Origin of the sequence: Pseudomonas glycinae (assembly GCF_001594225.2) — a bacterium.
GTDB classification, from domain to species: domain Bacteria; phylum Pseudomonadota; class Gammaproteobacteria; order Pseudomonadales; family Pseudomonadaceae; genus Aquipseudomonas; species Aquipseudomonas glycinae.
On record NZ_CP014205.2, the window covers coordinates 4,997,097 to 5,014,774 of the forward strand.

A 17,678-nucleotide genomic window follows, 5' to 3' on the forward strand; every position below is an offset into this window, starting at 1 on the left:
TCCATGGGTAAACGCCCGGGATCCGTCTCTCGGGCGGCGCACACTTTACCGAACGCAGTAGCTCATTGATATCAGTCTCGGCAGATTTTCATTAAACGCCTTGCTGGCAGCCCGTCCGCGATGTCGCATACCATGGCGCCACTTCAATAAAAACAGACATTTCTCCATGCTCAAAGCCAGTCTGCGCAGCCACCTGACCCTTTGGTTTGCCGGTTTGTCTCTGCTGACGCTATTGAGCGTGGGCTTTTACGTCGGTGATATCGCCACTGAACAAATGAAACGCGCCAGCGGCAATGCGCTGCTGAGTACCGCGCGGTCGGCGGCGACGCTGCTGGGCGAGCAGTTGCGCGAGCGGCAACTGGAGGTCTATCTGCTCAGCCGGGCGCCGCATCTGGAACGCGGCGATCTGGACAATCCGGCAATTCTCAAATCGATGCAGCTGCGCACCGAGGCCCGCTCCGAGTATGCGTGGATGGGTGTGACCGATGCTCAGGGGCGTGTGCATCAGGCAGTAAACGGTTTGCTGGTCGGTCAGGTCGTGCAACAGCGCACGTGGTTTCAGGCCGGTTTGCGCGGGGAATACACCGGCGATCCGCACGAAGCCGTTTTGTTGGCGAAACTGTTGCCGGGTCTGCCCAACGGCGAGCCATTGCGCTTCATCGACTTCGCCGCGCCCATCCGCAACGCCGATGGCCAGGTGATCGGTGTGCTCGGCGCCCATGCGCACTGGAGCTGGGTCACGCACATCGTCGAATCGGCAGCGATGTCGCACAAGGGGGCGGAGCCGGATATCGAAGCGCTGATCATCGATCACGACGGCAAGGTGCTGTACCCGGAAGCGCTGGTTGGTCAACAAATGCCGGCCAAGGATCAGAAGTCCCCGGGCTGGGTCGTCGGCAACGGGTACCTGACCAGCGAGGTGACTGTGCCGACGCCTACGGGCACCGCGCTGTCGTGGTCGATTGCCGTGCGTCAACCACTGGACACTGCGCTGCAACCGGCGCGACTGCTGTTTTATAAATTGCTGTTGCTGGGTGTTTTCGCCGCCGTGGCATTCGGACTGGTAGCGTATTACCTGGCGCTGTACCTGAGCCGACCCATCGAGCACCTCGCGCGTTCAGCCCAAAAAGTGCAGAACAACCAGCCTGGTGCGTACTTTCCGCTCCGGCATCCCGTGCGGGAAATTGCCCAGCTCGGCCAGTCCATCGATGCCATGACCCAGTCGCTGCTTGCCAAGGAGCGTGAGCTGCAAGAGACCAACGCTTCGCTCGAAGCCACCGTCGCCCAACGCACGGCGGCCCTGACCCTGGCCAACGCCGAGCTGCTGAACCTGGCCACCCACGATGGCTTGACCGGTGTCTACAACCGCCGCCGCTTCGACGAAAAACTCACCGAATACAGCCTGCTGTTCCGTCGTACCGGGCGGCCGTTTGCATTGCTTCTGATTGATGCCGATCACTTCAAGCACATCAACGACACTCACGGCCATGCGGCCGGCGACGACGTGTTGCAGCAATTGGCGCAGCTGATCCAGATCAGCATCCGGAGCACGGATTTCGTCGCCCGTTACGGAGGCGAAGAATTTGCGGTGCTGCTGCCGGAAATCGCCAAGCCCGATACGCCCGATATCGTCGCCGAAAAGATTCGATCAGCGATTGCCGCAGCGACCTTTCCAGCGGTCGGCCCGGTGACGGTCAGCATCGGTGTCGGCCTTGCCGACCCGGCCGACAATGCTCCGACAGCACTGCTCAAACGTGCTGATCAACAGTTGTATCAGGCGAAAGCCGCGGGTCGTAATCGCGTAGCCTGCCAGACGTCACTCACCGAAGTGGCCGGACTCGGCTGACCTGCAATTGAATCAGATGTTGGTCTTCAACCGGGCAATCGCTGCCGGCAGTTCTTCACAGTGAACGGGAACTGCATCGCGCAGCTCCCGAACAGACGCTTCATTGCTGAGAAAAGGTCTGAAGATACGCCAACAAATTATCAATCTTCTCCTCGTCACTCAGCCCCCAGAAGATCATACGCGTGCCTGGCACCACGCCTTTCGGATCTTTCAGATACTTCGTCAGCGTTTCACGATCCCAGGTCAGGCCTGAGTTTTTCATCGCATCGGAATACACGTAATTCGCCGACGTCCCCGCCGGACGGCCGATGATGCCGTTGAGTTCGGGGCCGAATCCCGGGCGGGCAGATTCACCGACTTGATGACAACCGCCGCACAGACGCGGGAAGATTTTTGCGCCGGCCTCAGCGTCACCAGCAGCCAGAACGGGTGTGCTGAGCAGGCCAGCGTTGAGGATCAGGGCGAAAGTCAGTGCAGCGTTTTTCATCAGGGATTTCCAGGTCTTCGGCGGCGCCAAGGGTAATCCTGCGCGGTCACTTGCGCTACAGGTAGGCGCCCACGACGTGGCGGACTTTGAGCAAGGCTTGACGCAGGGCAAGCATGTCCACCGATCCCAACGCCAGACGAATCGCGTGGGGGACATGGGCGGACACGGTGAAGGGCTCGGCGGTGGTGACCGAAACCTGCTCGTGCATCAACTCGACCACGATATGGTCGGCCCGAACGTCTTCGGGCAGTGGCAACCAAAGGAAATACGAAGAGGGATGGCCGACAGTCGGCAGGCCTTCGAGAACCTGCGCAACCAGAGCTTGCCGGGCCTGGGCGTCGCTACGCTTTTGCGCTTCGAGCAAGGTGACGGTGCCGTCGTCGAGCCAGCCGCAGGCGATAGCGGTCATCACGCCGGGGGTGTTCCAGGTAGTGGCGCGGATGATCCTCTCCAGCGCCGCCACCCGCTCGACCGGCGCGGCGATGAAACCGACACGCAGGCCGGTGGCGATGTTTTTTGACAGGCCCGACACGTAGACCGTGCGCTCCGGCGCCAGATCGGCCAACGGCGGTGGTGGGCTATCGACCAGAAAGGCGTAGGCCGCATCTTCGATGATCGTCAGATCATGTCGGCGGGCAATCGCGATCAAATCCTCACGTTGTTCCAAAGGCATCACCCAGCCCAGTGGATTGTGCAGGGTCGGCATGCTGTACACCGCACGCACCGATCGTTGGCGGCAGAGTTTGTCGAGGGCCGTCAAATCGGGGCCCTGCTCATTCACGGGAATCGCCACCACTTCCAGGTGCAGCGCTTCGGCCAGCACTTTGAATCCGGAATAGGTCAAGGCGTCGGCGGCGATCACATCACCGGGCTTGAACAGCGCCATCAACGTGACTGCCAGCCCTTGCTGCGCGCCGTTGACGATCAGCACCTGCTCGGCCTCGACACTCAAGCCCCGGGTTTGCAGGTGCCGCGCCACCGAGGCCCTTTCATGCTGGCGACCGGCGTGGGGCTGATAGCGCAGCAGCGCTTCGAGGTCGCCGGACAGCGCCAGCTGTCGCAACGCGGTGCGCAGCAACTCTGCCTGCCCCGGCAATGACGGGTAGTTGAAGTTCAGATCGATCATGCCCACCGCGACGTCTTTCTGGTCGATGCCCTGCCCCGGCAACAACGACGTTTCCCGCACAAACGTGCCGCGCCCGGCTTCGCCGCTGACCAGGCCCATGGCCTCGAGCTCGGCGTACACCCGCGACGCTGTGACCAGCGCCAGCCCTTCGCTGGCTGCCAATTGCCGGTGAGTCGGCAAACGCGTGCCGGGCAACAGGCGGCCGGCGCGGATGTCAGCCGCAAAGGTGTCGACAAGGGTCTTGTAGCGGGAGCGCGGCATGTCGGGCTGTATCCATGACAATTTTTTGATTGTCTTGATTCTCAGCCCTAGGATCGATTCGACGCAACCCACCTCCGAGCGCCACACCCATGGAACGAACCTCCCACCTCGGCACCCCGGCCCTGGAAAAAACCAGCGGCTGGATCAATGGCTTCATCGGCGTCGTGATCTTCAGCGGCTCGTTGCCCGCCACGCGGCTGGCGGTGCTGGAGTTCGATCCGGTGTTCCTCACCGTCATCCGCGCGACCATCGCCGGCGCCCTGGCGCTGTGCCTGTTGTGGCTGTTTCGCGAGCGACGTCCGGCGCGGGATCAGTGGTTGTCGTTGTTGATTGTGGCGCTGGGCGTGGTCGTGGGTTTCCCGATGTTGACGGCCCTGGCGCTGCAATACGTGACGTCGGCGCATTCGATTGTATTCGTAGGATTGCTGCCACTGGCGACGGCGATTTTCGGCGTGCTGCGTGGCGGCGAACGGCCGCGTCCGGTGTTCTGGATTTTTTCGGTGCTGGGCAGTTCGCTGGTGGTCGGCTTCGCGATTTCGCAAGGCCTGACCGCTTCGCCCACCGGGGATCTGCTGATGCTGGCGGCGATTCTCGCCTGCGGCCTCGGTTACGCCGAAGGCGCCAAACTATCGCGCACCCTCGGCGGCTGGCAGGTGATTTGCTGGGCGCTGGTGCTGTCGTTGCCGGTGATGGCCGTGCTGAGTGTCTGGCTGGCGCCCGCCTCGTTCAGTGGTATCAGCCTGTCGGCGTGGGTGTGCCTGGCTTACGTTTCGCTGTTCAGCATGCTGATCGGTTTCGTGTTCTGGTATCGCGGGCTGGCTCAGGGCGGGATTGCGGCGGTCGGACAGTTGCAGTTGTTGCAGCCATTCTTCGGTCTGGCACTGGCCGCGACGTTGCTGCACGAGCATGTCAGCATGGGCATGCTGGTCGTCACGCTGGGGGTGATCCTGTGCGTGGCCGGGGCAAAGAAATTTGCCAGATAGTCTTCAGCTCGCACCGGCCTTCCATTCACGCGGGCTGAGCCCAGTCTTGCGCCGGAACGCCCGGGCCAGCGCCGAGGGACTTTCATAGCCGACCTCTTCGGCGATCAGGGCGATCGGCCGTCCCTCGCGCAGGCGTTTCTGCGCGAGGCTGATCCGCCAGTTCACCAGATAATCCACCGGCGTCTGCCCCACCACCCGCCGGAAATGTTCGGCAAAACCGGCGCGGGATAGATTGGCCGCGCTTGCCAGTTCGGCGACGCTCCAGGCCTTGGCCGGCTGCTCGTGCATCAGGTTCAAGGCTCGGGAAATCTTCGGATCGGCCAGCCCCGCCATCATGCCGGGCTGCTGGTTGCGACTGCTGATGAGGTGGCGCAGCAGCAGAATCACCAGCAATTCGAACAACCGGTCCATCACCGCTTCTCGCCCGCAATGGCCGTCGAAGGCTTCCTTGAACAGCCACTCCAAGGTGTTGGCCATTTCCGGCAGATCGGCGAGTTTCAGCACCAGGTAATCCGGCAGTGCCGCCGCCAGGGCATTGCCCGAGCCGCCGTCAAACGTCAGCGAAGCGCACACCAGTTGCGTGCCCATGGCTTCGTTGGCAAACAAGCGATGGGCCATGGGGCGAGGGAAAAAGATCAGGGTCGGTTCATTGAGCAAGAGTTCAGGATCGTTTCCCGGTTTGAGCAACAGCTCTCCCGCCTGGAGCAAATGCACATGCCCGCACACCTGATCGCCGCCGTAGGCGCTCACCCCACAAAACGTGCCACTGTGAAAGGTACCGGCATTGACACCGAAATGGCTGAGCAACGTGGAAAGGCGATCCATGGCTGATTCTCGCAAGGGCAGGTTTGGACGATCTGTCGCATATCCTCGACGATTTGCACCCAAAGCACCAGCCGCGCTCCGTAGCATTCACTCCATCCCCGGCGCACTTCGCACCGGACTTTCGGAGAATCACCATGAGCCGCATTGCCCCTCTCAGCCTCGAAACCGCCACCGACGCCACTCGCCCAGTGCTTGAAGGCGTGCAGAAAAAAATCGGCTTCCTGCCGAACCTGTTCAAGACCCTGGCCGTCGCACCTGTCGCGCTGGATGCCTACGTGCAAATCTCGGCAACCCTGGGCAAGACATCCCTGAGTGCCAAGGAAAAAGAAGCGGTGTACCTGGCCACCTCGCAAGTCAACGGTTGCGACTATTGCCTGGCGGCGCACACTCTGTTCGCCAGCAAGGCCGGGCTGGCAGCAGAAGAAATCGTCGAAGCGCGTCACGGTCGGCTGAATGCTTTCGCCACCCTGGCCCATCAACTGACCGAAACCCGTGGTCATCTGAGCGATGAGCAGATTGCCGCCGCCCGCGCCGCCGGCATCGACGACAAGAAAATCATCGAAGTGATCGCCATCGTCGCCGCGCAAACCCTCACCAACTACCTGAACAACGCGGCACTGACCGACATCGATTTCCCCGCCATCGAAAATCCAGCGTAATGCAAAAAACTGTGGGAGCGAGCTTGCTCGCGATGGCAGTGGATCAGTCAGCATCTTTGTCGATTGATACTCCGCCATCGCGAGCAAGCTCGCTCCCACATTGAATTTTGTACTGCGTCGGACGCGTCAGTCGTGATCGACCCCGGCGCGTTTCAGCAATTTCTTGCAGCGTTCGGACAGGTGAAACACCTGCAACTGCTTGCCCGCCTTGGCGTAGCGTTCGCGCAGGGTTTTCAGCGCGGCGATGGCCGAGTAATCGACAAAGCTCAGGTGCCGGCAATCCAGCGTCACCCGTTGCGGATCGCTGGACGGGTCGAATTGATTGAGGAACGGCGTGGTCGAGGCAAAAAACAGCGTGCCGTGCAGGCGATAGAGTTTGCTGCCGTCCGCTTCCAGATGCTCATCGGCGTAGAGCTCGCGCGCCTGCTGCCAGGCAAAATTCAGCGCGGCGATGATGATCCCGCACAGCACGGCCGTGGCCAGATCGGTAAACACCGTGATGGTCGTTACCGCGATGATCACCAGCACATCGTTGAGCGGCACTTTGTTCAGCACCCGCAACGAAGCCCAGGCAAACGTCTGTTGCGACACCACGAACATCACCCCCACCAGCGCCGCCAGCGGAATGCGCTCGATCAGCGGCGACAGAAACAGAATGAACAGCAGGATCAACACACCCGCCACCACGCCGGACAACCGTCCTCGCCCGCCGGAACTCAGATTGATCACGGTCTGGCCGATCATCGCGCAACCGCCCATGCCGCCGAATGCACCGGAGACCACGTTTGCCGCGCCCAGCGCCACGCATTCACGGTCCGGGTAGCCACGGGTTTCGGTGATTTCGTCGGTAAGGTTGAGGGTCAGCAGGGTTTCCAGCAGGCCGACCAGCGCCATCAGAATCGCGTAGGGGGCGATGATGCGCAGGGTGTCGAGATTCCAAGGGATGTCCGGTAGCGCAAACTTCGGCAGACCGCCGGCGATGTGCGCCATGTCGCCGAGGGTGCGGGTTGGCAGGCCGAACAGGTAAACCAGCAAACCGACGCCGAGGATCGCCACCAGTGCCGGCGGCACCGCGCGGGTCAGGCGCGGCAGGATGTAGACGATGGCCATGGTCAGCAGCACCAGCCCGGTCATCAGGTACAACGGCGTGCCGCTGAGCCACTGCTCGCCGCTCTTGAAATGCTCCAGTTGCGCCAGCGCAATGATGATCGCCAGGCCGTTGACGAACCCGAGCATCACCGGGTGCGGCACCATGCGCACCAGTTTGCCCAGTCGCAACAGCCCGAACGCCATCATGATCAAGCCGCCGAGCAACACCGTCGCCAACAGATATTGCACGCCGTGCTGCACCACCAGCGCGACGATCACCACCGCCATCGAACCCGCCGCCCCGGAGACCATGCCCGGCCGGCCACCGAACAGCGCGGTCAGCGTGCAAATGATGAAGGCGCCGTACAGGCCCATCAGCGGGTTGAGGTGGGCCACCAGCGCAAACGCAATGCATTCGGGCAACAGGGCAAACGAGGTGGTGAGTCCGGCCAGGACATCGGCGCGCAGACGAATCGGTTTCATGGCTTACCTGACAGAGCGGCCGACGGGCGCGGCCGCATGCATTGGCGCAAAAGAGCGCCGCGGAAAAAGAGGGTTGCGGATGTTACGCAAATGCACCGGCGTGGGCCAGTGATCGCTGACAGGAACGGGTTGGCGCTCTATGCTTGCACGCTTCATCGAGCAACGGGTTTGAACATGTCACCGCTATCCACTCGCGAAGTCTGCCAGCGCTTGCGCGATGCGGCGTTGGAGGTTTACGCGTTACAGCGTATTGCGCAGGAATACCGGCCTGGACAGATCTCGGTCGAGATCGACGGCTGGCGGCTGTTGCTCGACTTTGACGGTCAGCGCCTGCACCACTGTCTGCAATGTCGGAGCCCGGAAGATCGGGTGTGGCGACTCGACACGACTCAGCGTTTCGGCACCGACCCGGTCAGCCTGCTCAGCACCTGGGAGCTGGCGCAGATCGAGCGATTGCTGGCTCAGGTCGGCTGACCGGATCAGCCCTGCCGCAAGTCCAGCAGGTAGGTGTAATAGCCAGTGTCACGTATCCAACCGAGTGATTCGTACAATCCCTGGGCGGTGACATTGTCGGTGGCGGTTTCCAGCACCAGTCCCTTGGCGCCGGTTTCGACGGCGAAGTCGCGGGCGGTATTCATCAGCAATCGTCCGACTCCACGACCTCGGGCGGCCGGCGTGGTGAACAGATCGCTGAGCAACCACGTGCGATGGGCATCAATCGAGGAAAACGTCGGATACAGCTGGACGAATCCGAGCGCCTCACCGCTTTCATCCTCAACCAGAAAAATCGCCGATTCATTGCCGGCCATCCGCTCGGCAATAAAGGCTCGCGATTGCTCGAGGTTCGACGGCTGGCCATAAAAGCCGCGATAGGCGTCGAACAGCTTCGCCGCCGCGTCGAGGCGAGTCGTCGTGGCGCGCAGGGCCTGAAGGGTCATTGTGATTTTCCTGAGGTTACCGAAATTGAAACCAGCATAGCGCTGAGGAGCGAGTTCGCTGGCTTACTCGCTATATAGTTTTGTATATTACGAACCCGAAATGGCCAGACCTCCATGCCGTCCATGAGCAGCATCCGCGAACGCAACCAGCAACTGATCCTGGCCGCCGCCAGTGAAGAATTCGCCGCCAACGGCTTCGACGCGACCCAGACCCGCGACATCGCCGCCCGCGCCGGTGTGCCCAAGGCCAATCTTTATTACTACTTCCAGAGCAAGGAAAACCTCTACGGCAGAGTGCTGCTCGGCTTTGTCGAACCGTTGCTGGAAGCTTCGGCGGTGCTGCGCGAAAGCGATGACCCGCTGATCGGCATGCGCGCCTACATTGCCGCGCGCATCCGCATCGCCCGTGAGCATCCGGCGATCGCCAAGGTTTTCAGTGGTGAGTTGCTGCTCGGCGGCCGTCAGTTGCCCGACGAATGCCGCGACCTGCTGCATTGCGAAGCCCGGCGTAATGTCGAGTGCCTGCGCAGCTGGATCGACCGCGGGCTGCTGGCGCCGGTCGATCCAGAGCATTTGATGCTGTTCATCTGGTCGGCGACGCGCACCTACACCAACATCGGCTGGCAAATGGGGCGCATCACCGGGCGGGAGGTGCCGCAGGATGAGGATTATGCGGTGGCGGCGGAGACGATTACGCGGCTGGTGCTGGAGGGGGTCGTGGCTCCACGGAAGGGGGAAATCCGTGACGTGCTGTTTGCGACCTGAAGCGTCAGGGCATGAAATCCAGCGGAAGCGTGCGGTCGCCTTCCATCCGCTCGTACCATGCCTGGAACTGAGCAGGCAGGCGCTTTTTCCATTCCGGTACATTGGTGTAGTAACGGGCTCGCGTATGGCCCTCTTTTTCAGGCACCAACATCAGCACCCAGAAACGGTTACTGGCCGCACGCATCAGAATGGCCGCGTTCATATTGCCCAGCCCACGTACCCACATCTCGATGACCTCTGCATCAGGCACATCAACCGCCGGGTCGCCGACGGTCATCGTACTCGTACGGTCCACCAGTTTCTGATAATCACCCTTGAGCAGTTTATGCATCGCCTGATCCTCTTGCTGCGTACGAGCAAGTCCAAGGCTCAACAGGTTGTAATTCATCGATAGTGGTTTTTCAGACGCCACATAACGACCTGAATAAAAGACACCCATACCGGCACCGCAATCAACGTCATCGCCATTCTGTGTGACGTCCAGTACACCATTGATCGCTCGAAAAACAAGCGTGCAACTACCTTCTTCGAAACGGGCTTCACCACCGTTCAACACAGCAATACCTTCCAATTCACCAGAGTTGGCGCCCTCCTGTGCTGAAATCCCAAAGCGGATGTGTGTGGAGTCTTGACGCTTGATGATCACTTCGGATGCCGAGTTCACCCCGTGAGGAATCAACTGCCATGTGGCATCCCATGAGAACGTTCTGGTCGCATATTTCAGCTCAGTCAGGCGCATCAGATATTCACGATGCAAGCACGCCGGTTCAGCGCCACAAAGGCTGCGGTTCTTCAACCATGCTCTTTGATCAGCCTTGAGCGCTTGCGGGTCAGCCACCTGCGCCAACGCTGTCCGCCAGAGCGCCCCGAGTTTTTCATCGAGACTCGAGGTATACGGATCCGCACAAACGGCTTTTTCAACCGGACTGGAAGCTCCAGCACAGTCAAAACTGGCAGCGTGGGAGGTGGTAGCAAATACGAGAGACGTCAGCAGCAAGGCGTGACGGAGATTGAAAGCGAGCATCGACAGATTCCATTCCTGAGGCGGCGGCAGTATGCCGGGCCTGGGCTATTGATGCTCTGATTTTTCACCGGTTGCTGGCGGACAACCGGGCTCTTGTGCAAGAACGACTCAGAATCTGATTTCAGCCGCCGGCTTCACATCGATCCGCGCTACAGAACCGGTCAGTTGCGCCCAGTCCTTGTTGTGTTCGGCGATGATGTCTTCGGCGCTCATGTTGCCGTTGTCGACCGTCGTGTGGGCGTCGGCCGCCAGCTCCACGTCGTAGCCCAGCTGGTGGGCCTGACGCACGGTGGCGTTGACGCAGTAATCGGTTTGCATGCCGCAGATCACCAGGCGGTCGAAGTCTTCCCGGGGAATCAGTTTCTGCAGGTTGGTCTGGTAGAACGAGTCGTTGGCGGTCTTGTCGACGCGCAGATCGCCGGGCGCGGTGTTCAGGCCTTCAGCCAATTGCCAGCCTTCGGCACCGTGAGCGAACGGGCTGTCCTTTTCGTTGTGCTGAATCAGCACCACTGGCACACCTGATTGACGCGCGCGGGCGCTGAGGCCGTTGATGGTATCGATCACCCGTTTGATGTCGTGGCACTCGTATTCGCCTGTGCACAGGGCGCGCTGGACATCGATGATCAGCAATGCGGTGGTCATGGTGAGCCTTCCTTGATCGGTCCTTGAGACAGGGGCGGACGTGTGCCCGCCCCCTTTTTACTCCGCTCAGTAACCCAATGACAACCCGGTGTTGCGCCGTGGGTCGTTGGCACCGTAAAAGCGGTTCTTGCCGACCGGTTTGCCACCCAGCGATGGTGCGCCGACCAGAATCGCGGCGATGTGGTTGGCGTCTTGCGGGCCCGCGAACTTGTGGCCCCAGCTCTCGAGAATCTTCTTCGTGTCGGGGCTGGCGGCGAAGTCTTCGAGGTTGGTTTCCTCCGGCATCCACTGCTGGTGGAAACGCGGCGCGTCGACCGCTTCCTGAAGTCCCATACCGTAGTCGATGACGTTGAGCATGGTCAGCAACGTCGCGGTAATGATGCGACTGCCGCCCGGCGTACCGACCACCATCACCACTTTGCCGTCCTTGGTGACAATTGTCGGGCTCATCGAGGACAGCGGCGCCTTGCCCGGAGCAATGGCGTTGGCCTCGCCCTGCACCAGGCCGTACATGTTCGGCACGCCGACCTTGGAGGTGAAGTCGTCCATTTCATCGTTGAGGATCACTCCGGTCTTGCTCGCCATCACGCCGGCGCCGAACCAGTCGTTGAGGGTGTAGGTGACCGAGACCGCGTTGCCCCATTTGTCGACGATCGAGTAGTGCGTGGTGTTGCTGCCTTCATGGGGCGCGACGCCGGGCTTGAGTTCCGCCGACACGCCGGCCTTCTGCGGCTGGATCGCGTCACGCAGTTTGGTCGCGTAGTTCTTGTCCAGCAGGTGTTCGATCGGGTTTTTCACGAAATCCGGGTCGCCCAGATAACTGTTGCGATCCACGTATGCGTGGCGCATCGCCTCGATCTGGTAATGCATGCCCTGGGCCGAATGGAAGCCCAGATCCTTCATCGGATAGCCTTCGAGAATGTTCATGATCTGGCAGATCACGACGCCGCCGGAGCTTGGCGGCGGTGCCGATACCACGTGATAACCGCGATAGTCGCACTCCACCGGGGCCAATTCGCGGGTCTTGTACTTGTCGAGGTCGGCCTGGGTGATGATGCCCTTGTTGGCCTGACTGGACGTGACGATAGCATCGGCCACCCAGCCTTTGTAGAAGCCGTCGGCGCCTTTTTCGGAAATGGTGCGCAAGGTTTTACCCAGATCCTTCTGCACCAGTTTCTGCCCGACCTGCATCGGCTCGCCGTTGCTCAAAAAGATCGCACCGGAATCCTTGATGTCCTTCTTGAACACGTCGGTGGCGTATTCCAGCAGCTCAACGTCGCCCTGCTCCAGCGCAAAACCGTCTTCGGCCAGTTTGATGGCCGGGGCAATCATTTCCTTGCGCGGTTTGGTGCCGTACTTGCTCAGCGCCAGCTCCATGCCGGACACGGTGCCCGGAACGCCCACCGCGAGGTGGCCACGGGTACTCAGGTCCGGAATGACGTTGCCGTCCTTGTCGAGATACATGTTGGCCGTCGCGGCCAGCGGGGCTTTTTCGCGGAAATCGAGGAAGGTCTTGCGTCCGTCCGCCAGTTGAATGGTCATGAAACCACCACCACCGAGGTTGCCCGCCGCCGGGTAAACCACCGCCAGTGCATAACCCACGGCGACCGCCGCATCCACCGCGTTGCCGCCACTTTTCAATACGTCGACGCCCACGTGAGTGGCCAGGTGCTGGGCGGTGACCACCATGCCGTTTTCGGCGGCGACCGGAGCAACCGAGGCGGCGTGAGCCATCAGGCAACTGAGCGCCAATGAGGTCGCCATCAGCGATTTGGCAAAAGGTTCGTACTTCATGAGTCGGTCTCTTCTTTTTATAAGGTAGGAAAGCGCTTCAAGAGCATCAGCCAGTATGGTCGTGATTGCGGTTTGCGCCTCCCCGATCCGGCAGTATGCTGGGCGCAGTTTTCACCCCCGTCCCGGAGTTCTACCCATGACCTACACGTTCATCACCCTGCCCTCGCCCGTCGGCGAGTTGAAGCTGGTCGCGAACGGCTCACGTCTGGCCGCCATCCTCTGGGAAAACGACAAACCGAACCGGGTGCGCCTCGGGCCAATGAGCGAGGCACCGGACAACCCGGTATTGATGAAAGCCGCGCGACAGCTGGAAGAATATTTTGCAGGAACGCGAAACGCGTTCGATCTGGAGCTGGACTTTGCCGGCACCGAATTCCAGAAAAAGGTCTGGGCCGCGTTGCTGACCATTCCGTTTGGCGAAACCCGGACCTACAGCCAGATCGCCGAACAGATCGGCCACCCGAGCGCGGTGCGTGCCGTTGGCGCGGCGAACGGGCGCAATCCGATCTCGATCATTGCACCGTGCCATCGAGTCATCGGCGCCTCAGGAAAACTGACCGGGTTTGCCGGAGGCCTGGAAGCCAAGGAGCGCTTGCTGACTCTGGAGGGTGGCCAGTGGTCGGACATCGGTAAAACCGGCGATCTGTTTTAACCGCCGAACAGGTTATTCATCGCCGCGTACTGCAGCAGCATGATGGTCTTGGCATCGCAGATTTCACCCCGCTGGAACGCCGCCAGCGCGTCGTCGAAACGCCACTCCAGCACTTCAAGTTCTTCTGTTTCCTCTTCCAGACCGCCCCCTTCACTGACCTTTGACGAGGCATCGTACTCGGCGATGAAAAAGTGCAGTTTCTCAGTCACCGAGCCGGGGCTCATGTAGGCCTCGAACACCTTCTTCACGTCATGCACGCGATAACCGGTTTCCTCCTCCGCCTCGTCGCGGATGCGCTGCTCCGGCGCCGCGCCCTCAAGCAATCCCGCCGCCACTTCGATCAGCAATCCGTCGTGACCGTTGACGAATACCGGCAGGCGGAACTGCCGGGTCAGCACCACGGTGCGTTGCTCGCGGTTGAACAGCAGAATTGCCGCACCATTGCCACGGTCGTAGACCTCGCGCGTCTGACGCTGCCAGTCACCGTTGTTACGGTGATAGTCGAAGGTGATTTTCTTGAGCAGATACCAGTCGTGGGACAACACCTGGGTATCGACGATGTTGACCCGCTCGGCTGTGTTGGACATGACGCCTGATCCTTTTTTGTCATCGGAAGATGGCCATGGTAGGTGAAATAATGCGAACCGCCGACGAAAAAAGCCCGGCAGCGCTACCGGGCTTTTCCTTCACTGACTACTGATGAGCGACGTTCACCGTTGCGGCATCAGTGCCCTGCGCCGCAGACGGCGCCCCGTGAATCAGTGGTCCATAACGCCGACTGAATTCCCAGTTGTACGGCACGCGATCCTTGCTGGTGCCGTTGTCCCAGTTCACCGACCAGGTCATCAGGCCCTTGATCGGATGCCCTTTGACCGCCAGGCGTTTCATCGCGTTGCCGACCACGGTTTTGTCGATCACGTAACCGGTGGCAGCAGCATCGACGTTGGACGGCAGGCCGATGACGAACTTGTCCGCCGGGATCTTCGTAAAACCGCGAGTGCCGGTGACCAGGCTCTCGGTCAGGTAATAGAGGAAGTCCTCTTTCATCGCGTCGTTGTTCTGAGCGATCCACGCCCCGTTGCCGTTATTGGCCTCCGGCACCCAGACCCCGTCGCCACCCTGGTTGTAGAACTGCGGAGCGATGAAGTCGTAATAGCCTTCCAGCGCCTGCAGATAACCGACGTATTTGCCGGAGGTGGTCAGGTACGGGAACTCCGGCGCCATGCTGATGATGAAATGCTTGCCCTGGCCGGCGTAGTGATCCTTGACCAGTTTCAGCGCGGCCGGCAGGACGGTCTTGTTGGCAGCGAAATCAATCGCGCTCTGCTCAAGATCGATGTCCAGGCCATCAAAACCGTAGGTTTCCACCAGACGGATGATTTCATTGGCCAGCGGTTGCTCCTGACCGGCGCGCAATTCGATGTGCGCATCGGCACCGCCCAGTGAAATCAGCACGGCCCGTCCCTGACTGTTGAGCACGCCGACCTGACGGCGAAACTCGGCATCGGAGACGTTGAACGGCTTGAAGGTCGGAATCCCGCTGCCCGTCATGAAGGCCACCGCAACCACGTTGTATTCCTTGGGCACGTTTTCCAGGGTGATGTTGGCGAACTGGCCGCGCTGGTAACCATCGCTCGGGCCGGCCGGCCAGTTGTGCCAGAAGCCCATGAGGATCTTCTTGCCGGCAAGGCTCGGCATCAGCGACGCGGCGTCGCTGGCCTGGCTTTTCAATAGGGTAAAGTCGATGTTTGACATGTTCTAATCCTTCAGAACGTGTGAGTTTGACGTTGCGGGCTTATTTGAAGTCCACATCGAAGGCCTGATAGAAGGCGTTGCCGGTGTTGGCGACGATCCACATCAGGACGATGACGTGATGCCCGTGCTTGTTGTCCGGCAGTTTCACCGCGTGATTGACCTTGGCTTTCAATTCCGCCGCATGACTGTAGTACGGCACTTGCGGATAGAAATCCTCGGCGAACGGTTGAGCCTCCAGTTGCGCTCGGGTGATGCGTTGTTTGGGGTCCCAGCCATCCTTGGTGATCAGCCAGCGGTAACCGCGGGTGGTGTGCGGCGCGGTGTACTCCCACTTGACCTCAAGGGTCTGGCCAGGCGTGACATTGAGCAGCGGCCAGGAGAACGGACGCCCGAGCTTCTTGCTCATTTCTTCTGCGGTGAAGTTCACGCAGTCACGTGCGTCGTTTTTGCCGCCGCTGAGAATATAGCCGTCAGCCGGCGGCACGACGCTCGGATTGTCGCTTTCGAACGGCGCGGGGAACGGGCCGGCTGCCAGCGCCGGAAAGTTCTTGCCACCTTCCATTTCGTTGACCTGCCAGCCACCGAGCAATCCTTGCTCGATGGCCACCGCACCGCGGCTTGCAGGGGAGATGACGCGACCGTGTCGCAGTTGGGTTTGAGCTTGTGGTTGGTTCATGTTTTTCACTCCGTTGATTTAAGAACTCTCCTGTCCGAGGAGAGGCCTTCAAGCTAACGGAGGGGGATTTTTTGTCCATCGGCGGTTTTGTCGCAGTCTGCCTTGGCGAAACTCGAAAAACGCCGAAAACACTGTATATAAACACAGTGCATTACGACGACGCTCACCCAACGAAGGGCAAAAGGACTACACCGCGTTATTACAAAAACCCGCATTTACCGGTTCAGGGAAGCTGTGCCTCGAACTCCTTTTGATACTGCCCGGCGAGCTGTACCTTTTGCTTGTCGTCGAGCAATTTGCCGGCCATCTGGAAGAATTTCTGCTCTTCTTCCTGCAAGTGGTGATGGACCTTCTCCGAAAGCTTTTTCGCCGTGGCCAACCAGGCCGGGCTGGACATCTCGGTCTCGTCGAGCTCTTCCATCATTTCGTCCATTTCATGGTGCTCGGCGATGGCATGCCGACTGAGGTCGATACCGTTGTCGTACTCCATCAGCGGAATATAGAAATGGCGCTCTTCAGCCGTTTCATGGGCTTGCAGCTCAGCCTTCAACTGCTTGTAGGCCTCGACCCTTTCCGGGGTGTCACCGCTGGTCTTGATCAACGATTTCGCATAGGTCCGCTGACGATCGTGGCTTTCACGCAGGGCTTCGAAAATGTTCATGGAATCTCCCAGGCAAACGCGTTCCGGATGGACGCCCTGAAGGGCTAGACCGCGGCGCAGGAGCAACGGTTCCAAGCGATTGCTTCAACCGACGGTAGCGCGATAGGCTGCCGATTCATTACTACAAGGAAGACAACATGACGTTGCGGATCGAGCTGTCACAGGACCCCACCGAAGAACAGCGCGCGGCCATCCTGGCGCCGCTGCGTGCCCATAACATCGCCAAGGCCGGGCCGTCGCTGTACGAACCGGTCGCGCTGCTGGTGCGCGACGACAACGACGCAATCCTCGGTGGCCTTTATGGGCACACATTCTATCGGTGGTTGTTTATCGAGTTACTGGCGGTGCCGGAACAAGGCCGGGGACAGGGCATCGGCTCGAAGCTGATGAACATGGTCGAGGAGTTCGCCCGAGAAAAAGACTGCGTGGGGATCTGGCTCGATACCTTTGATTTTCAGGCGCCCGGGTTCTACAAAAAACTGGGGTATACCGAGTGTGGCGAGATTGTGGATTATCCGCTGGGGCACAAGCGGCATTTTTTCCAGAAGCGTTTGATTGATTGAATTCAGCGACCCCCGCCCGCAGGCTGGCGAGGGTCGCGTAGCGTCAACGCATTCAGCTGCCCATTACAGACAGGTCGCCAACGCCGCCAAGCGGCGCTTGGCCACAAAATCATCCTTCTGCGCGTAGTAATTCAGCACGGTGCCGGACGCATCCGTGCTCAAGTCGACGAACGACTCCGCCGAGCGCGTGTAGACCGTCGAACCGCCCTTCTTGCCCGGTTGCAGATACGCCGCCGCGTCCACGCCGAACACCGCCTCGTCCTGCCAGGCGAACTGAACGCATCGGGCCACGTCTTTTTCGGGCTTCTCCGAGCTCAGGGTCTTGTAAGGGGTTTGCGTGCGGGCGTCTTCCATCGCCGAGCCCGCGCAACCGGCCAGCAGGGTTGCCGCCAGTGCCACCATCAGCATTCGCATTGCATTCGCTCATTCGGAAAAAAGCGGACTGTATC

At 60.4% G+C, this 17,678-nt stretch carries 19 protein-coding genes and 1 pseudogene; 7 read left to right on the top strand and 13 right to left on the bottom strand.

Going from position 1 to position 17,678, the window contains the following annotated elements; translation table 11 throughout:
* Positions 1-166 precede the first annotated feature (166 nt).
* Positions 167-1,846 (top strand): sensor domain-containing diguanylate cyclase, encoded by a 1,680-nt coding sequence (locus AWU82_RS22900; protein ID WP_064380633.1) that lies wholly within the window; start codon positions 167-169, stop codon positions 1,844-1,846.
* 100 nt (positions 1,847-1,946) lie between these two features.
* Here the strand turns inward: AWU82_RS22900 and AWU82_RS22905 are convergent, their stop codons facing one another.
* Positions 1,947-2,333, bottom strand: a complete 387-nt coding sequence (locus tag AWU82_RS22905) for a c-type cytochrome (RefSeq protein ID WP_064384071.1) — start codon at positions 2,331-2,333, stop codon at positions 1,947-1,949.
* 55 nt (positions 2,334-2,388) lie between these two features.
* Positions 2,389-3,720 carry an aminotransferase-like domain-containing protein gene (locus AWU82_RS22910; protein ID WP_064380635.1) on the bottom strand — a complete coding sequence of 444 codons (1,332 nt, stop codon included), beginning with the start codon at positions 3,718-3,720 and terminating at the stop codon, positions 2,389-2,391.
* A gap of 89 nt (positions 3,721-3,809) precedes the next feature.
* Here AWU82_RS22910 and AWU82_RS22915 point away from each other — a divergent pair, with 89 nt between their 5' ends.
* On the top strand, positions 3,810-4,703 hold the full coding sequence (locus tag AWU82_RS22915) for a DMT family transporter (protein ID WP_064380636.1): 894 nt from the start codon (positions 3,810-3,812) through the stop codon (positions 4,701-4,703).
* Between the two features lie 3 nt (positions 4,704-4,706).
* Here the strand turns inward: AWU82_RS22915 and AWU82_RS22920 are convergent, their stop codons facing one another.
* Entirely contained in the window at positions 4,707-5,528 is an 822-nt protein-coding gene (locus AWU82_RS22920; protein WP_064380638.1) for an AraC family transcriptional regulator, read from the bottom strand.
* Positions 5,529-5,662: 134 nt separating this feature from the next.
* Between AWU82_RS22920 and AWU82_RS22925 the strand changes: the two genes are divergently transcribed.
* Positions 5,663-6,187 carry a carboxymuconolactone decarboxylase family protein gene (locus tag AWU82_RS22925; protein ID WP_064380639.1) on the top strand — a complete coding sequence of 175 codons (525 nt, stop codon included), beginning with the start codon at positions 5,663-5,665 and terminating at the stop codon, positions 6,185-6,187.
* A 126-nt stretch (positions 6,188-6,313) separates the two neighbouring features.
* Here the strand turns inward: AWU82_RS22925 and AWU82_RS22930 are convergent, their stop codons facing one another.
* Positions 6,314-7,759: a SulP family inorganic anion transporter gene (locus AWU82_RS22930; protein ID WP_064380641.1), complete on the bottom strand. Its 1,446-nt coding sequence runs from the start codon at positions 7,757-7,759 to the stop codon at positions 6,314-6,316.
* A gap of 174 nt (positions 7,760-7,933) precedes the next feature.
* On the opposite strand from AWU82_RS22930, the gene AWU82_RS22935 reads away from it, so the two are divergent.
* Entirely contained in the window at positions 7,934-8,233 is a 300-nt protein-coding gene (locus AWU82_RS22935) for a DUF7693 family protein (protein ID WP_064384072.1), read from the top strand.
* Between the two features lie 5 nt (positions 8,234-8,238).
* Here AWU82_RS22935 and AWU82_RS22940 read toward each other — a convergent pair whose 3' ends face one another.
* The gene (locus AWU82_RS22940; RefSeq protein ID WP_064380643.1) at positions 8,239-8,697 is read right to left on the bottom strand and encodes a GNAT family N-acetyltransferase; all 459 of its coding nucleotides are present in this window, start codon (positions 8,695-8,697) and stop codon (positions 8,239-8,241) included.
* Positions 8,698-8,820: 123 nt separating this feature from the next.
* Here AWU82_RS22940 and AWU82_RS22945 point away from each other — a divergent pair, with 123 nt between their 5' ends.
* Complete coding sequence (locus AWU82_RS22945; RefSeq protein ID WP_064384073.1) at positions 8,821-9,462, top strand: TetR/AcrR family transcriptional regulator; 642 nt, start codon at positions 8,821-8,823, stop codon at positions 9,460-9,462.
* Positions 9,463-9,466: 4 nt separating this feature from the next.
* Here AWU82_RS22945 and AWU82_RS22950 read toward each other — a convergent pair whose 3' ends face one another.
* From AWU82_RS22950 to ggt, 3 genes are all read right to left on the bottom strand, one after another.
* Positions 9,467-10,486, bottom strand: coding sequence for a lysozyme inhibitor LprI family protein (locus AWU82_RS22950; protein ID WP_064380645.1), 1,020 nt, complete (start codon positions 10,484-10,486; stop codon positions 9,467-9,469).
* A 108-nt stretch (positions 10,487-10,594) separates the two neighbouring features.
* Positions 10,595-11,128, bottom strand: coding sequence for a cysteine hydrolase family protein (locus AWU82_RS22955; protein ID WP_064380647.1), 534 nt, complete (start codon positions 11,126-11,128; stop codon positions 10,595-10,597).
* Positions 11,129-11,194: 66 nt separating this feature from the next.
* Positions 11,195-12,922, bottom strand: a complete 1,728-nt coding sequence (gene ggt, locus AWU82_RS22960; protein ID WP_064380649.1) for a gamma-glutamyltransferase — start codon at positions 12,920-12,922, stop codon at positions 11,195-11,197.
* Positions 12,923-13,058: 136 nt separating this feature from the next.
* Between ggt and AWU82_RS22965 the strand changes: the two genes are divergently transcribed.
* Positions 13,059-13,574, top strand: a complete 516-nt coding sequence (locus tag AWU82_RS22965) for a methylated-DNA--[protein]-cysteine S-methyltransferase (RefSeq protein WP_064380651.1) — start codon at positions 13,059-13,061, stop codon at positions 13,572-13,574.
* Here the strand turns inward: AWU82_RS22965 and AWU82_RS22970 are convergent.
* From AWU82_RS22970 to AWU82_RS22985, 4 genes and pseudogenes are all read right to left on the bottom strand, one after another.
* A complete protein-coding gene (locus AWU82_RS22970) occupies positions 13,571-14,161 on the bottom strand; it encodes an NUDIX domain-containing protein (RefSeq protein WP_064380653.1) in 591 nt (196 codons plus the stop codon). The genes AWU82_RS22965 and AWU82_RS22970 overlap by 4 nt on opposite strands.
* 142 nt (positions 14,162-14,303) lie before the next feature.
* A pseudogene (locus AWU82_RS22975) lies at positions 14,304-15,329 on the bottom strand (chitinase); the annotation flags it as partial.
* A 40-nt stretch (positions 15,330-15,369) separates the two neighbouring features.
* Positions 15,370-16,005 carry a lytic polysaccharide monooxygenase auxiliary activity family 9 protein gene (locus AWU82_RS22980; protein WP_064380656.1) on the bottom strand — a complete coding sequence of 212 codons (636 nt, stop codon included), beginning with the start codon at positions 16,003-16,005 and terminating at the stop codon, positions 15,370-15,372.
* A 223-nt stretch (positions 16,006-16,228) separates the two neighbouring features.
* On the bottom strand, positions 16,229-16,666 hold the full coding sequence (locus tag AWU82_RS22985) for a hemerythrin domain-containing protein (protein ID WP_011334931.1): 438 nt from the start codon (positions 16,664-16,666) through the stop codon (positions 16,229-16,231).
* A 137-nt stretch (positions 16,667-16,803) separates the two neighbouring features.
* Between AWU82_RS22985 and AWU82_RS22990 the strand changes: the two genes are divergently transcribed.
* On the top strand, positions 16,804-17,229 hold the full coding sequence (locus AWU82_RS22990) for a GNAT family N-acetyltransferase (RefSeq protein WP_064380658.1): 426 nt from the start codon (positions 16,804-16,806) through the stop codon (positions 17,227-17,229).
* Between the two features lie 63 nt (positions 17,230-17,292).
* Here AWU82_RS22990 and AWU82_RS22995 read toward each other — a convergent pair whose 3' ends face one another.
* Positions 17,293-17,643, bottom strand: a complete 351-nt coding sequence (locus AWU82_RS22995) for a hypothetical protein (RefSeq protein ID WP_064380660.1) — start codon at positions 17,641-17,643, stop codon at positions 17,293-17,295.
* Positions 17,644-17,678: the final 35 nt, after the last annotated feature.